The 15,034-nt window shown below is 72.5% G+C and carries 15 protein-coding genes; 4 read left to right on the plus strand and 11 right to left on the minus strand.

What is annotated here, in order from left to right; genetic code table 11:
* Window positions 1-64 precede the first annotated feature (64 nt).
* The 5 genes from BKA14_RS22540 to BKA14_RS22560 are packed head-to-tail and all read right to left on the minus strand — an operon-like array spanning window position 65 to window position 4,683.
* Window positions 65-1,408 (minus strand): flavin-containing monooxygenase, encoded by a 1,344-nt coding sequence (locus tag BKA14_RS22540; RefSeq protein WP_184952873.1) that lies wholly within the window; start codon window positions 1,406-1,408, stop codon window positions 65-67.
* Window positions 1,409-1,434: 26 nt separating this feature from the next.
* Window positions 1,435-2,112, minus strand: a complete 678-nt coding sequence (locus BKA14_RS22545; protein WP_184952874.1) for an endonuclease/exonuclease/phosphatase family protein — start codon at window positions 2,110-2,112, stop codon at window positions 1,435-1,437.
* Between the two features lie 16 nt (window positions 2,113-2,128).
* The gene (locus BKA14_RS22550; RefSeq protein WP_184952875.1) at window positions 2,129-3,079 is read right to left on the minus strand and encodes an ROK family glucokinase; all 951 of its coding nucleotides are present in this window, start codon (window positions 3,077-3,079) and stop codon (window positions 2,129-2,131) included.
* Between the two features lie 14 nt (window positions 3,080-3,093).
* On the minus strand, window positions 3,094-4,227 hold the full coding sequence (locus BKA14_RS22555) for a hypothetical protein (RefSeq protein WP_184952876.1): 1,134 nt from the start codon (window positions 4,225-4,227) through the stop codon (window positions 3,094-3,096).
* Between the two features lie 12 nt (window positions 4,228-4,239).
* A complete protein-coding gene (locus BKA14_RS22560) occupies window positions 4,240-4,683 on the minus strand; it encodes an SRPBCC family protein (protein ID WP_184952877.1) in 444 nt (147 codons plus the stop codon).
* A 90-nt stretch (window positions 4,684-4,773) separates the two neighbouring features.
* On the opposite strand from BKA14_RS22560, the gene BKA14_RS22565 reads away from it, so the two are divergent.
* Together BKA14_RS22565 and BKA14_RS22570 are read left to right on the plus strand one after the other, a co-directional pair.
* Entirely contained in the window at window positions 4,774-6,456 is a 1,683-nt protein-coding gene (locus BKA14_RS22565) for a sensor histidine kinase (protein WP_438861899.1), read from the plus strand.
* Window positions 6,457-6,463: 7 nt separating this feature from the next.
* Window positions 6,464-7,132 (plus strand): response regulator transcription factor, encoded by a 669-nt coding sequence (locus tag BKA14_RS22570; RefSeq protein ID WP_020512124.1) that lies wholly within the window; start codon window positions 6,464-6,466, stop codon window positions 7,130-7,132.
* Between the two features lie 72 nt (window positions 7,133-7,204).
* Here BKA14_RS22570 and BKA14_RS22575 read toward each other — a convergent pair whose 3' ends face one another.
* Complete coding sequence (locus BKA14_RS22575) at window positions 7,205-7,618, minus strand: DUF4395 domain-containing protein (protein ID WP_184952878.1); 414 nt, start codon at window positions 7,616-7,618, stop codon at window positions 7,205-7,207.
* 59 nt (window positions 7,619-7,677) lie between these two features.
* Window positions 7,678-8,181: a MarR family winged helix-turn-helix transcriptional regulator gene (locus BKA14_RS22580; protein WP_184952879.1), complete on the minus strand. Its 504-nt coding sequence runs from the start codon at window positions 8,179-8,181 to the stop codon at window positions 7,678-7,680.
* Window positions 8,182-8,291: 110 nt separating this feature from the next.
* Here BKA14_RS22580 and BKA14_RS22585 point away from each other — a divergent pair, with 110 nt between their 5' ends.
* Window positions 8,292-9,527: an MFS transporter gene (locus tag BKA14_RS22585; protein ID WP_184952880.1), complete on the plus strand. Its 1,236-nt coding sequence runs from the start codon at window positions 8,292-8,294 to the stop codon at window positions 9,525-9,527.
* A 573-nt stretch (window positions 9,528-10,100) separates the two neighbouring features.
* Window positions 10,101-10,805 carry a thioredoxin family protein gene (locus tag BKA14_RS43280; protein ID WP_203722252.1) on the plus strand — a complete coding sequence of 235 codons (705 nt, stop codon included), beginning with the start codon at window positions 10,101-10,103 and terminating at the stop codon, window positions 10,803-10,805.
* Here the strand turns inward: BKA14_RS43280 and BKA14_RS22595 are convergent.
* The 4 genes from BKA14_RS22595 to BKA14_RS22610 all read right to left on the minus strand — a co-directional run bounded on the left by BKA14_RS22595 (window position 10,802) and on the right by BKA14_RS22610 (window position 14,959).
* A complete protein-coding gene (locus tag BKA14_RS22595; RefSeq protein WP_184952881.1) occupies window positions 10,802-11,929 on the minus strand; it encodes a glycosyltransferase family 4 protein in 1,128 nt (375 codons plus the stop codon). The two genes, BKA14_RS43280 and BKA14_RS22595, sit on opposite strands and share 4 nt — an antisense overlap.
* Window positions 11,929-13,182, minus strand: coding sequence for a M48 family metallopeptidase (locus tag BKA14_RS22600; RefSeq protein ID WP_184952882.1), 1,254 nt, complete (start codon window positions 13,180-13,182; stop codon window positions 11,929-11,931). Before BKA14_RS22600 ends, BKA14_RS22595 begins: the two co-directional genes overlap by 1 nt.
* A 67-nt stretch (window positions 13,183-13,249) precedes the next feature.
* Window positions 13,250-13,471, minus strand: coding sequence for a hypothetical protein (locus BKA14_RS22605; RefSeq protein ID WP_184952883.1), 222 nt, complete (start codon window positions 13,469-13,471; stop codon window positions 13,250-13,252).
* A 117-nt stretch (window positions 13,472-13,588) separates the two neighbouring features.
* Complete coding sequence (locus BKA14_RS22610) at window positions 13,589-14,959, minus strand: NYN domain-containing protein (RefSeq protein ID WP_184952884.1); 1,371 nt, start codon at window positions 14,957-14,959, stop codon at window positions 13,589-13,591.
* Window positions 14,960-15,034 lie beyond the last annotated feature (75 nt).

Below are 15,034 nucleotides of genomic sequence, written 5' to 3' on the forward strand. Positions count from 1 at the left end.
ACGACCTCGCGCTCGACCGGCGGCACGGGGTTCGTCCAGTCGTCGAAGCGCAGCAGCTCGGACCTCACCGGGCGGGCTCCATCTCGTGCAGGAGCCCCTCGACGGCTCGCAGATAGTCGGCGTGGTCGACCTCGAACCAGTGCCGCGGCCCGGGCACCACCCGTCGCCGCGACCAGCTCGCGACCGGCCGGGTCGACTCCTTCTGCTGGACGGCCGTGGCCCGCTCGGGGTCGGTCCGGCGCAGCCGCAGCCACCGCGCGACAGCCACGCTCTGCCAGTGCGCGATCGGGAACAGCCCGAAGTCGGCCTGCACCAGCCCGACCACGGCCAGCGTGGGGTGCTGCCGGGCGAAGGCGTGCAGGTGCAGGTCGGGGCGGCCGTCCTCGCCGGTGCCGAGCAGCTCGGGGGCGAGGAACTCGAAGCGCGGCCGGTAGCCGGTGGCGGTGATCACCAGGTCGGGCTCGATCCGGCGCCCGTCGGCCAGCACGGCCTCGGCCCCGTCGAAGCTCGTCACGTCGGGCACCGGAGTGATCCGCCCGTGGCCCAGATGGAGCGGGAGCTGGCTGTTGACGACCGGATGGCTTTCGTACGGGCGGTGGTCGGGCTCCTGCAGGCCGTAGCGGGTCAGGTCGCCGGTGGTCAGCGCGAGCGCGCGGCGATAGAGCCACTGACGCAGGCGCAGCGGCAGGCCGAGCTGGAGCATGCGGTCGTTGACCTGGTCGGCCGGGCGGCCCAGCACGTACTTGGGGGCGTACCAGTAGCCGCGCCGCGTCGAGTGCCAGACCGTGCTCGCCTGCTGGGCCGCCTCGACGGCGATGTCGCAGCCCGTGTTGCCGCCACCGATCACCAGCACCTTGCGTTTGCGCAGCTGGGCCGGGTCCTTCAACGTGGCCGAGTGGATGAGCTGGCCGCTGAAGTCGCCGGGGATCTTCGGCTTGAGCGGCGCCCAGTTGTGGCCGTTGGCCACCACGACACCCGCGTACCGCTGCACCCGGGACGACCCGCCGCCGGTGGACTGGGTGGTCACGTCCCAACGGCCGTCGCCGACCGGCACGACCGAGACGACCTCGGTGCCGAACCAGACGTCGCGCTCCAGGTCGAAATGCCGGGAATAGCGCTCCAGGTAGGACAACACCTGGCGGTGGCCCGGAAAGTCGGGCCACGCGTCGGGCATCGGGAAGTCGGGGAACTCGGTCAGCGGCCGCGACGTGACCAGATGGGTGCCCGCGAAGACCGGGCTGCGGTCGTGCCGCCAGTTCCACGCGCCGCCCACCGACGTCTCCCGCTCGTAGCAGTCGACCTCGAAGCCGTGCTCGCGCAGGTTCTTGATCGCGGCGAGACCGCTGGCCCCGGCCCCGATGACACACACGGCGTCACGGCGGTCGGCGATGTCGGGGGTGTCGGGCACCCGGCGATATTGCCAGAACCCGAGGGTTACTCGGAAGGGAGTCTCAGGTCCACGACAACCGGGAGATGATCACTGGCGCGGCGGGCCCGGTCGGTGTCGACGACGTCGTACTTCTCGATCGCGACGTCCGGGGTGACGAAGATGCCGTCGATCCGCCGGTTGGGCAGGGTCGCCGGGAAGGTCGAAGGCGCTTCCCCGTACGAGGTGAAGCCGTCGGACACCGTACGCCAGGCACCACCGCCGGGGCCCTCGTTGAGGTCGGCCGCGGCGATCACCGGCCCCTCGATCCGGCCCAGCTCCTCCTTCCACAGCGCCGCCTGGTGGGGCCGCTCGGTGGGGTCGGTCGCCAGGTGGGACCCGGACACGGTGAAACTGCCACCCCGCACGGAACCGCGGGCGAACGCGGCGCCCCGCAGATGCCGGCCCGGGGTCAGCGGGTAGCGCATGCACCACGTGTCGTGCACCGCCACCCGCAAACTCACCAGCAGCAAATTGCCCAGCGAGGGCAGCCCCCCGGCCGCCACCACGAGGCCCAGGTCGTCGGCGAGGGCCGCGCACTTGTGCCGCCACCGGAACCGGCGCGGCGCCTCCTGCACGACCAGCACGTCGGGGGCCAGGTCACGGACCAGGCCGATCAGGGCGGCCCGGTCGTCCTTCAGGCCGTGGACGTTGTAACTGACGACCCGCAGGCCGGCGCCCGACATGGTGACCTCCGCCGGTTCAGACGCTTCGCGCCAGGTCGGCCGCGCCGACCACGCCGGCCGTGTTGCCCGTCTCGGCCGCGTGCACCTCGGCCACCGGGAAGCGGCCGCGCTGCTTGAGCTGGTCGCGATAGGTGTCGCGGGTCGGGGCCATGAGCAGCTCACCGGCGTCGACCACGCCCCCGCCGACCACCAGGATCTGCGGGTCGAAGCTCTGCGCCAGGTCGGCCATGGCGACCCCCAGCCAGTAGCCGATCTGGCCGAACGCGTCGCGGGCTACGCCGTCACCGGCCCGGGCCGCCTCGGTGATCTGGCGCCCGGTGATCGCCAGTGGGTCGCCGCCGGCCAGCTCGAGCAGCTTCGCCGCCCGCTCCGGCTCCTGCCGGGCCCCGGCCCGGGCGAACCGGACCAGCGCGTTGCCGCTCGCGTACTGCTCCAGGCAGCCCAGCCGGCCGCAGCCGCACGGGTGGCCGTCGGGCACCGACTGGATGTGGCCGAGCTCGCCCGCGATGCCGTGGGCCCCCCGCCACAACCGGCCCCCCAGCACGATGCCGCCGCCGATGCCGGTGCCCACGGTGATCATCACCATGGAGTCGTCGGCCTCGCGGGCCACGCCGTAGCGGAACTCGGCCCAGGCGGCCACGTTGGCGTCGTTCTCGAGCACGGTGGGCAGGCCGACCGCCTTGCTCACGTAGTCCCGCAGGGGCTCGTCGCGCCAGGCCAGGTTGGGGGCGAACAGCACCGTCGCACCGGGCGCGTCGATCCACGCCGCGGCACCGATCCCGATGGCCGTGGCCTGCGGGAACTGCTGCGCCAGCTCGGCCGCGACCTCGACGATCGTGTCCCGGGTGCCCGCCGGGTCCTCGGCCGGTGTGCTCCGGCGGTTGGACGCCAGCACGGTGCCGTGCTCGTCGACCACCCCACCGGCCACCTTCGTGCCGCCGACGTCGACTCCGATGGTCAGCGTCACGCTGCCCCTACCCCTCAGTTGTCCCTCTGCCCGGCGTCGCCGTCACGGGCCGCACTGCCCGCCTCGTCGTCCCCGGCACCCCCGGCCGCTTCCGCGCCCGCAACATCATGATCCACGCCCGCCCCGGACGCCACGTCGGCAACACCCGCATCAGCGGTGGCCGCCGCCCACACATCCACCCTTCGAGCCCCGCGCTCGCCCGTCGTCGCCTCGTTGTTCTCGCTGCGGGCCCGGGCCGCCGCCGCTGCCCGCCGCGCTTTGGCCTGCTCAGCCGCCTCGGCCACCCGCCGCTCGGCCTCTGCCGCGGCCTTCAACGCGGCAGCCCGCCGCTCCGCCAGCTCGGCCGCATGCTCCTTGGCCACCGCCGCGGCGCTGCTCGTGGTCGCCGAAGCCCACGGATCGTCGCGGACCACGTCCCCGAACAACCCGCTCGCCGCGAAGCCGGCCCTGCGCGGCCCGCCACCGGCCCCGCTCGCCCCGCTCAACTCGCCGCCGGCCCCGCGCGCCCCGCTCAACTCGCCGCCGGCCCCGCGCACCTCGCCAGCCCCGCGCGCCTCACCGCCAGCCCCATCAGACCCACGGGCCTCACTACCGGGTCCGCTCACTTCGCCGCGCGCGACTTCCGGCCCCTCAACACCCGCCCCCATTCCGGACAAATCCGATTTCTCGCCAGGGGATGTGCCGGGCGCTTTCGAGCCCCCGCGCGCAACTGCCTCAGAGTCGGACAAATCCGAATTGTTGGCGGTACTCTGACCGGAGATTGCCGCCTCGGCGTTGATGGCGGCCGCCCACGCCGAGTCGGCCGTGTTGCTGTCGGCCCGGGTAGCCGCGGACCACGTCTGGTCGGCGTTCCCCGGCTTGGTGGCCGGAGCGGGCGGCGCCGGCTTCGGCTTCTCTCCCACGATCGCCGACACCGAGCGCAGCAGCCCCGCGACCGAGCCCGCCAGGTCGCTCGCGCTGCCGGCCAGCTTCGCCGCCGTCTCGGGTTTCGGGTCGCGCATGGCCGCGATCGCCTTGCACACCGGGCACACGCAGCACTCCGGCTCGCCCGTCGCCCAGCGCCGGTCGTTGAAGGCCTGTCCCGCGACCGCCCGCGCCAGCACCGACGCGACGAGCCGCTCGGCCTCTTCCCGTGCCGATCCGGCCATGACAACCTCCCGCTACAACGACTCGACCCGGCGTTTGAGCTGCTTGAGGGCCGTATCCATGATCATCTTCTCGGCTTTGCGGCGGAACATGCCGAGCATTCCGATCGACAGCTCCACCTCGAGTGTGTACGTCACTGTCGTGCTGCCGTCGGCGCCCTCGGTCAGGTCGTAGGACCCGCGCTGCGACTTCTGCGTCTTCGACGGCTCGACCAGGTGCCACTCGATGCGGGAGAGATCGTCGGCATATGCGTATTCGAGCGTGTAGTCGTCGGCCATGACCCCGGCGTCGATGACGAAACGGACGCGATAGGCATAACCGTCCTCGTACTCCTCGAGGACCTCCACCTGCTTCATGGCCTCGGCCCACTCGGTGTAGCGCGGGAAGTCGCTGATCACCGCGGCCACCCGGTCGAGGGGCGCCAGGACCTGGATCGACTGGGTCGAGGTATCCGCCATGCACGGAGGCTACCTCCCGCCTGCGACATTCCCGGCGGCCGGGCCAGGCACGACGAGCCACCGGGAGGGAGTGCGGCTACCATCCCTCAGGTGCCGGTGCTAGCCAGTGTCTCCGCGCGCGTCCAACCGCTCGCGGTGGCCGCTCGCATCATCATGCTCGCGCTGGTCGCGGCGCTCACCGTGATCGCCACGAGCGACTTCGGGCAGCTCCGCTGGATAGCGCTTCTCGCGGTCGCCGCACTGCCCGCGGTGCTGGCCCCCGACCATCATCTGCTGGCCCCGCTGGGCCGCTTCGCCGAGGTCGTGGTCACCTGTCTCGCGGCCGGGTCGGTGGCCGCCGCGAGCGACAGCAACAACACATTGGATGCCGGGTTCGGCGCCGAGGCGGTGCTGCCCTACCTGGCGGTCCCGTTGCTCACCGCGGCTCTGCGCCGCCGCCCCACCGAGGGCACGGCGCTGCTCGGCGTCGCGGCCGTCTCCCTGGTGGTCGGGGGCACGCTGGTCGGCGACGTGATCACCCAGCCCGGGTTCCTCGCGGTGGGCGGCCAGTGGCTGGTGCTGGGCGCGATCATCACGTTCGCGGCCGACACCATGCGCCGGTTCATCCAGCCCGCCGAACCCACCCCCCAGCCTTACGCGGAAGCCACCCGCCTGCTGACCCAGCTGCGCAGCGTGGCCCGGTCGCTGCCCGGGGCCACTCTGGACCCGGGCGGCATCTCCGAGCACCTGCTCGAGGAGCTGCGCCTGATCAAGCCGTCCGACCGGGCCGCGGTGCTGTCGGCCAGCGGCGGCGGGCGGCTGGTCGTATTGGCCCAGACCGGGGTCGAACGGGTCGACTGGGAGGTCACGCTCGACGCCGACTCCGCCATCGCCGACGCCTGGGCCAGTCAGCAGCCGCAGGTCGCAAGCCGCTCGCAGGCCCGGTCGAGCCGCCGCGGCGACACCTCCTCGCTGGTCGTCCCGCTGGTCGCCGGCGTTCGGACGATCGGTCTCGTCATCCTCGAAAGCGACGTCGCCAACGCGTACCCGAAGGAAACCGTCGGCGAGGTGACCTGGGTGACCGACGCCGCGGCCCTGCGGCTGGAGGCCGCGCTGCTCTTCGACGACGTGCGGTCGCTGGCCACCAACGAGGAACGGCAGCGGCTGGCCCGCGAGATCCACGACGGGGTCGCGCAGGAGCTCGTCATGGTCGGCTACGGCATCGACAACGCCCAGGCCACCCTGCCCGAGGGCGCGGAGGAGACGGCCGAGGAACTGCGCGCGCTGCGGGCCGAGGTGACGCGGGTGATCACCGAGTTGCGGCTGAGCCTGTTCGAGCTGCGCTCCGAGGTGGACCGCAACGGCGGCCTGGCCGCGGCGATCGCCGAATACGCGCGCACCTTGGGCACGTCGGCCGGGCTGCGGGTGCACTTCACGTTCGACGAGTCGACGGCCCGCCTGCCCGCGGCCACGGAGGCCGAGCTGCTGCGCATCGCCCAGGAGGCGATCACGAACGCGCGCAAGCACGCCGGAGCCTCTAATCTGTGGGTTACCTGTACTGTCGACCCGCCCTACGCCGAAATCGAAGTCTCCGACGACGGACGGGGCTTCGCCGACGACCGCCCGGACGGTCGTTACGGCCTGACCATCATGGCCGAGCGGGCCGAACGGATCCGGGGCCGATTGAAGATCACGCCGCGACACCCCAGCGGGACAACCGTTGCCGTAGTGCTCGGATCCCCTGCCAGGCGCGATAGCGTGCGGGATAGCGTTTCCGCTCCAGAAGGGGAGTAACCCGAGCATGTCGACCAGTCCGGCGCCGACTACGCGCACCAAGGTCCTCCTTGTTGACGATCATGACTTGATTCGTAAGGGGCTGCGACACGCATTCGAGCGCGACCGTCAGTTCGAGGTCGTCGGCGAGGCGGCCACGGCCGCCGAAGCGGTCCGGCAGGCCGGCGCGCTGCAGCCCGATGTTGTGATCATGGACCTCCGCCTGCCCGACGGCAGTGGTCTCGAGGCGACCAAGGCCCTCCGCAAGAACAACGCCAACATGGGCATCGTGGTGCTCACCATGTACGCCGGTGACGATCAGCTGTTCGGCGCGCTCGAGGCGGGCGCCAGCGCGTTCGTGCCCAAGACGGCCCCGGCCGACGAGGTCGTCGCGGCCGCCCGGCACGCGGCCTCCGCGCCCAGCGCTTTCACCGCGGCCGACCTGGCCGAGGCCATGAAGCGCCGGCTCGCCCCGTCGGGCCCGCAGCTCTCGCCGCGCGAGGGTCAGGTGTTGCGCCTGCTGGCCGACGGCATGAGCGTGGCCGGCATCGCCAAGCAGCTGTTCGTGTCGGAGTCCACGGCCAAGACCCACATCTCGAAGCTGTACGAGAAGCTGGGCGCCGCCAACCGGGCCCAGGCCCTGATGACGGCCCTGCGACTGGGCCTGCTCGAGGCACCCGACGCCCCGAAGTTCTGAACGCTCGCTTCCCCACGACGTCAGCGCCCGGTCCCCCCACCGGGCGTGTCGTGTTTCTGGGCCGCCTTCGCCTTATGCGCTCTTGGCACTCAGCCGCTTGATGGCCAGATAGGCCTCGCACCCCAGGCAGAGCCCGAAGGCCGCGTTCAGGAACGCCGCCAGCAGTGCGAAAGCCGCAAAGACCACCCCGAGCGTCGTCATCCCGGAGAGGTACGCGACACTCGCGACAGCCATGAAGCTAAATCCGACCAACTGCGCGAAGCGTACGGGTGGGACGGGTTCCCGCTCGGCCGGCGGCCCCAGGCGGGGCAGCAGAAGGGCGCGATAGACGTACGCATAAGGCCCGCGCCGGGGGTCGGCCGCGGTGATTGCGAAGATCACCGCCTGAGCGAGCGCGAGCCATCCCCACCCGGTCGCCAGCACGACGACGAGAACGACGCTGGTCACCGTGGCGGCGAACCGCTGCCCGCGGGGGTCGAGTTCCATGCGGTCAGGGTCGCACCCACCTGGCCTTTTGCCGCCGCCCGGGACCAGTGAGGGGCATCTCAGCTCTCCAGGTCGAGAACGACCTTCCGCAGCAGCCCGTTGAGCTGGGTCAGTTCCTCGTACGAGAGCGCCCGCAGCAGGCGCTGATCGCGGGCCATCCCCTCGAAGATGTACTTGTTCCACATCGCGCGCCCGGCGGCGGTCGGCCGGATCAGCACCCGGCGGCGATCGGTGTCGTCGTTCTCACGGGTCACCAGCTCGGCGGCCACCAACCGGTCGAGCCGGCTCGTCATCGCAGCCCGGGTGACCTTGGACGCCTCGGCCAGCTGGGCCGGCGTCGCCTCGATCGGCCACGGCTGGATCATCAGCACGTGCAGGGTCTTGTAGTCCTCGGCGCTCAGCTCGCGCGACTCGGCGAACGCGGCCGCGTCGGCTCGCCGGGCCTCGCGCTGGATGTAGTTCATCCGCACCAGCGCCCCCTCGACCTCGGGCGCGAAGGACGGCTCGTCCTTCCAGAACGCCGACCACCGGGCCACATGCTGATCGACGCTGTCCTGCTCCATGCCGCCATTCTGTCCCGGTCGGCACCCTCTGCGACGTCGCCCTCCCGGGAACACGCCGACATCTAATTTTTAGATTGCTAATAGTTAGACGGTGAACTAGTTTCCTCGTCATGCGGATCTCCGACTTCCGGCTGCTCGCGGCCGGGCAGACCCTCTCCTGGATCGGTAACGGCTTCCAGACAGTGGCGCTCGCCGTCGCCGTCGTGCTCGCCGGCGGCGGTCCCGGCGACCTGGGCCTGGTCATGGCGTCGTCGATCGTGGCCCGGCTGGTCTGCACCCTCTTCGGCGGCGTGTGGGCCGACCGTCTGCAGCCGCAGCGCGTCATGGTCGGTTCCGATCTCGTACGGCTCCTCACCGCGACCGCCATGGCAGTGATGTTCGCCAGCGACGGCTACCACCTGGTGCTGCTGTGCGCCCTGGCCGCCATCTCGACCGGGGCCGCGAGCTTCTTCGACCCGGCCTTCGGCGCGCTCCGCCCCCTGCTCGTGCCAGCCGGGAAACGCCAGTCGGCCAACGCCACGTTCAGCATGTTGCAGACCGGCAGCCAAGTGGCCGGCCCCGCGCTCGGCGGCCTGACCGTGGCCGCGTTCGGCGCCTCGGCCGGCTTCACAGTCAACGCCGTCAGCTTCCTGGCCTCGATGGTCGCCGCGCTGCTGCTGCGGGTGCGGGCCGAGCGCGGCCCCCGCACGTCGATGCTGAGCGAACTGGCCGAGGGCTGGCGCGAGATCAGTAAGCGCGACTGGCTGATCGGCGGCCTTTTCAGCGCGACCGTCTACCACGTGGCCAACGGCATCATCCTGGTCCTGGTGCAGGTCGTGGCCATCGAACGCCTGGGCGGGCCCTCCGCGGCCGGTTTCATCGCCGCCGCCGAAGGCCTGGGCGGCGTGCTGGGCGCGGCGATCGCCCTGCGCTTCAAGCCGCGCCGGCTGCTGCGCGCCGGATGGCTGACGCTTCTGCTCATGCCGTTGTGGGCCCTCGCGTACGTCTGGCCGGCCGAACTGATCGCCGTCATCGCCGGCGCCATCATCGGCTACGCGGGCCTGATCTTCTTCGACGTGGCCTGGGAGACCGCGATCCAGGACAACGTGCCACAACGCATGCTGGGCCGCGTCTCCTCCTGGGACTACTTGACGTCGTTCCTGGCCATGCCCCTGGGCAACGTCCTCGCGGGCCCGCTGTCGGCCCGCTACGGCACCGACAAGGTCCTGACCGCCTGCGCCGCAGTCCTCTTCTGCTCGGCCGCGGTCCAGCTCCTGGTGCCCGGCACCCGCAGCCTCACCCGGACCCAGCCCGAGCCGGCCAACCCCAGCCGCCCTCCGGAACTCGCCGAAACCACCGGAACCTGACCACCGCTCCGCCCCGCCGCCCAGCCCGGCCGGCCCGCACGACCGGTTACCCGTCCGGGCTGGGCGCTCCGCCCGGCCACGCAGCCGGACCAGCCACCCTTCGCCCGGCCACTCGCGTGTCCACCTGACTCAGCCCAGCCCCTCCACCCAACCGCCCAGCGGCGCCGGCCGCCCCTCCACCGCAGCCGCCCCAGCGGCGTCAGCAAGCCAGCTGACCAGCCACCCAGCCAACCCCGGCCACCCAGCCGGCCCGGCCTCCTTCGCCAACCCTCCCCGTTGCAGCCGCGGCGCGGCGTCAAGCCGAGCCAGCGCGGAGCGATCGCGTAGCCGCGTGACGACCGGACCGCACCCCCTGGCGGGCCAGCCGCTTCCGCTCCCATTGGTTGCGGGAGGCAGCGTCGAGCCGGGCCAGCACGAAACGATCCCACGGTGCACGAGGCGCCGCGTAGCGATCCCGCCAGCACGGAACGGTCCCCTCGGTGCGGGAGGTGGCGCGGGGCGGCCGGGCCAGCAGGGACGTGGGCTGGATCGCTCGATCTCGCCACTCCGGGGATGGCGTGACAGAGTTGTCCTATGGATCTGGTGGGTGTCGTCGCGATCGTCGCCGTGCTGGTCGTGGGCGTCCTGGTCGGGTTGTGGCGACGCCGCACGGACGGTCTCATCCGTGATGTCGCGCCCGCTGGGAACATCGGGCATGACGCCACGAGTCCCGGCCACGCGCCGGTGCGGTCGGGCACAGTGGTGCTGCCGCCCGAGGTTGGCACGGTGGCCGGCAAAACGGTCGCGCCATTCACGGCCGCGGCTGAAGCCGAGGCCGCCACCACGCCGGGCCCGGTTTCTCAGGGCGCCGCCCCGACCACCGAGGTGGCCGCCGTGACGAGGACTGGAGCCGGTGTCGTAGCGGCCGACGAGCGGGAGGAGCCAGGCGTGATCGAGGCGACCCCCCACGACCCCAGCGCCGCCGGTCAGCGGCTGGACGACGCGTTGCTGAGGGAGCTCGGCGTCGGCGAGGCCAGGGCGACCCTCCTGCAGTTCTCCTCCGCCTTCTGCGCCCCCTGCCGGGCCGTGCGGCGGGTCAGCGAGGAGGTCGCCGCCCTGATTCCCGGCGTGCGGCACGTCGAGGTGGATGCCGAGAGTCACCTCGAAGCCGTGCGGGCCTTGGGGATTTGGCGGACCCCGACGCTGCTCGTGCTGGACGGTGAGGGCCGCGTCGCCAAGCGGGCCACCGGCGTGCCGGCCAAGCCTCAGCTGATCGCCGCGCTGGGCGAGGTTCTTTAGGCCGGCGACAGCAGCCGGTCGAGCCGGGCCGCCTGGTTCTCCCAGCGCCATTCCTGCTCGACCCAGGCCCGCCCGGCCGCGCCCATCGCCTTGGCCCGGGCCGGGTCGGTGAGCAGGTCGGTCAGGCGGGCCGCGATCGCTTGGACGTCGCGTCCGCCCACCACGTGGCCCGTTTCGCCGTCCCGCACCGCGTCCGGCGCGCCGCCCGAGTCGCCACCCACCACGGGCAGTCCCGTGGCCGACGCCTCCAGGTAGACGATGCCGAGGCCCTCCACGTCGAGGCCACGAGCGCGGGTGCGGCACGGCATGGCGTAGACGTCACCCGCCGCGTAGTGGGCCGGCAGTTCGGCCCACGGCACCGAGCCGGTGAAGACGACGTCTTTTTCCACGTCGTGGTCGCGGGCCAGCTTTTCCAGCGTTTCCCTGTACGGTCCGCCGCTAACCAGCAGCAGCGCCGCGCCGGGCACCCGGCGGCGGATCGTGGGCAGGGCCCGGATCAGCATGTCTTGACCTTTGCGGGGCACCAGGCGCGAGACGCAGACGATCACGGGCCGGTCGCTCAGGCCGTGGCGGGCCCGCACCTCGCTGCCGTCGACGCCGGGGTGGAACGTGTCGACGTCGACCCCGGGGGCCAGCCGTTCCAGCGCGGTGAGGCCGTGCAGCGCCCGGGCCAGCCTGGTGCGCTGGTATTCGCCGAGGTAGGTGATGACGTCGGTGCCGCGGGCGATGCGCCGGAGCAGGGCGCGGGCGCCGGGCAGGGCGGCCCAGCCGATTTCGTGGCCGTGGGTGAGGGCGACCGCCCGGGTGATGCCGGCCCGTTTGCGCAAGCCCTCGGCGAGCAGGCCGAGCGGGGCGGCGGCGCCGAACCAGACGCGGTCGCAGTCGTGGGCCCGGGCGATCTCGGCCGCGCGGCGGGCGACCGCGGGCGTGGGCAGCAGGATGCCGGTTTTCTCGCGGACGACCTCGAACGGCTGGTCGGCGTCGAACTTCTCGGCGCCGCGCCACGTCGACGCGTAGACGACCAGCGAGCCGCTGGGCCGGCGGACGGCCAGGTTGTGCACGAACTGCTGGATGCCGCCGGGGCGGGGCGGGAAGTCGTTGGTGACCAGCAGGGTGCGGCCCATCAGCGCTCGCCCCGGGCGTAGGCGCGGGCGGCGGCCATCCGTTCCACCGTGGACGGGTGTGAGGCGAACATGAGGTGCTCCCAGGCGGGCGGGTCGGGGTCGGACAGGTTGAGCGTGCCGAGGCGGCGCTGCATGGCCTCGAACGTCGCCGGGTCGCCGGTGAGGACGAGGGCGTGTTCGTCGGCGCGGGCCTCGATGCGGCGGGACACGAAGGCCTGGGCGGGGCCGGCGATCAGGCCCGCCAGCGTGACCAACGCGAGCAGCAGGCCGATGGCACGCGGCTCGGAGATCGTGTCGACGCCGGCCCGGCTCAGCAGCCACTGCCAGGAGCCGAGCAGGAAGAGCACGATCACCGCGGCCGCCGTGCCCAGGGCGCCCAGGATCGTGCCGGTCAGCACGTCGCCGTCCTTGGCGTGACCCAGCTCGTGGGCGGCCACCGAGACGACCTCGGCCGGTTCGGCCTCGGTGAGCATGGTGTCGTAGACGACGATGCGCCGGGTCGGGCCGAGACCGGAGACGTAGGCGTTGACGGCCCGGGTGCGCCGGGACGCGTCGGCGACCAGCACATCCTTGACCGGCACGCCGTCGCGGGCGGCCAGTTCCATCAGTTCCGTACGCAGGGGGCCGTCGGCCATCGGCGTGAACTTGTTGAAGACCGGCTCGACCACCACCGGCAGCACGAACGACAGCAGCACGACCAGCCCGGCCGCGCCCGCCGCGCCGATCGCCCACCACCAGCGCGGGGCGAAGTGGGTGACCGTGTAGAACCCGGCCAGCGCCAGGCCACCGATCACGGCGCCGACCGCGAAGGACTTGAGCAGGTCGACCGTCCACGCGCCCCACGACTGGGTGGAGATGCCGTAACGCACGACGATCGTGTGCCGCCAGGCCGCCAGCGGCAGCGTGACCACTTCGGAGACCAGCACGACGGCGAACCCGCCGAGGATCGCCTGGGCCAGCCAGTGCCCGCCGAACGGGCGGCCGGCCTGGGTGACCAGCCCGGCGCCGAGCGGCGTGAGCCCGATGACCAGGGCCACGATCAAGGTCAACAGCATTGCCCCGTACGAGCCGGGACGCAGCTCGGCATGGAAGGCGCGGCCGCGGGCCACCTGGTCGGCGGGGAGCTGGTCGAGCGCGGCCAGCTGGTCGGGCCGCGGGGCGGGCGGGCGATGCCACGGGATCGACTGCCAGGCGACGACGACGAGGATCACCAGCAGGACGAGCAGCGTGCCCGCGGCCCAGACCCGATTCATCCGACCATCCTAGGGGTCTGTTTCGTGGCTGGGGCGGGGCTGTGGCAGGGCCCCGGGAGCGTCATGATCACGCCACGTGACGCCTCCGCGGATACATCGGGACCACCACCGGGGGCTCGGGCGTCTCGAGCAGCTCGACCTCGAAGCCGGCCAGCTCGAACACCTCGACCGCCCGCAGCTCACCGGGAGTCAGGTCGCCGATGCCGTCGGGCGTGGTCAGCAACGCCCCGACCACACACTCGCGGCACTCCTCAACGCTCCGGTCGCAGCGACCGCAGTCGATGATCATCACTCCTCCTCCCCGGGTGGCGGCGCGACGTCAACGGGGGAAGCACCGTCGCGGACCGACCACCATCGGTGACCAGAACGCTAGGGCAGGGGTATGACAAAAATCCGTTACCGCAGGTCACGAACGGGAGAGACGCCGTAGCAGAGAGTCCGCACCCATCGGGTAGGCCCCGTGCCGGCGAACGCCGTCGGCCACCTCGCGGTCGGAGGAGATGACCACGAGCGGCCGCCCGGCCGGCTCGCCCCGCACCAGCTGGCGGATCAGCTCGTCGGCGGTGTCGCCCTTGCGCGAGAACAGCACTCGCACCCCGCGCGGCGCGGGCGGCAGGCCGTGCACCCGCTCGGCGCCGTCGAAGACCACAGTGATCTCGTCGCCGGTCTGGGCCGCGATGCCGCCGAGCCCGGTGATCAGGCGTTTGCGCTGCTGCTCGAGCGACATCTCGGCGAATCCGCGCTTGGTCACGTTGTACCCGTCGACGATCAGGTGGGCCCGGGGCAGGGCCAGCAGCTGGTCGAGCCGGCCGGGGTCGTCGGTGTCCTGCGCGCGGGCCTGCGACCGCTCGGGCGAGCCGGGCCGCTCGGCCGCGGTGTCGGCCACGAAATCGGCCGGCATCTTGTCGGACGGGTTGAGCGCGAGCTCGCGGCGCAGCCCGGAGGCAGCCTGGCCGATCGTCTCGATCAGCAGCCAGAGCCGGGCGTCGTCGGCCGCGCGGGCGTCCTTGGCGGCCGCCTTGCCGGTCGCGGCGAGCGCCTCGGCCTCGGCCAGCCGGGCCTTGAGGCGACGGACCTCGGAGTCGTGGTCGGCCGCGACGCGCGACGCCCGGCCCTTCTCGGTGGCCAGCAGGTCGCTCGCGCGTTTCTGGGCGGCCTGGGCCTCGCGCAGGGCCTTGCCGTTGGCCCGCGCCTCCTCGCGCACCTGGCCCAGCTCCTCGCGGACCCGGGCCAGCTCGTCGCGCAGCTTGTCCGCCTCGACCTTGGCCACCGCGCGGTCGTGCTCGGCCCGCGCGGCCCGCTGCTCGGCGTCGCGCACCTGGTGGGCGACGGCGGCGCTGTCGGCCTCGGCCTGCACGGCGTGGCCGGCCTCCTCGATCAACTCGTGCCAGCCCTCGGGGCGGGCCAGATAGGCCAGCGCGGCCACCTCGACCGGGTCGGCCGCGCCGGGCGCCACGCCCGAGGCGATGGCGCTGCCCAGGTCGCCCGCGTCGGCCACGACCCGGCCGCTGATCCGCTGGCGGAACAGCGGGTCGGCGGTGAGCTGGGCGGCGATCTCGCGGCCGCCGAGGCGGGCCCGGCGGTTGGGGGCGAACCGGGCGACCCGGCGCATCTGCACCGGCATCTCGTCGGCGGGCAGCCCGGGCAGGGCGGCGGCGGCGAGCACGATCACCCGCTGGCGGACCGGCTCGGGCAACACCGGCTCCGGAGCGAACTCCGCATCCTGGACAGCCGCCTCCTCCTCGGGGCGGTCGCCGGACGGCAGGAGCTCTGACATCTACCCATTCTCCCACCGCGGACTGCGGAAAAGCTTGTCGAAGCAAGTGATCTTTTCAAGCGGGCTGCGGTTTTC

The organism is Paractinoplanes abujensis, assembly GCF_014204895.1.
Classification (GTDB): Bacteria; Actinomycetota; Actinomycetes; order Mycobacteriales; family Micromonosporaceae; genus Actinoplanes; species Actinoplanes abujensis.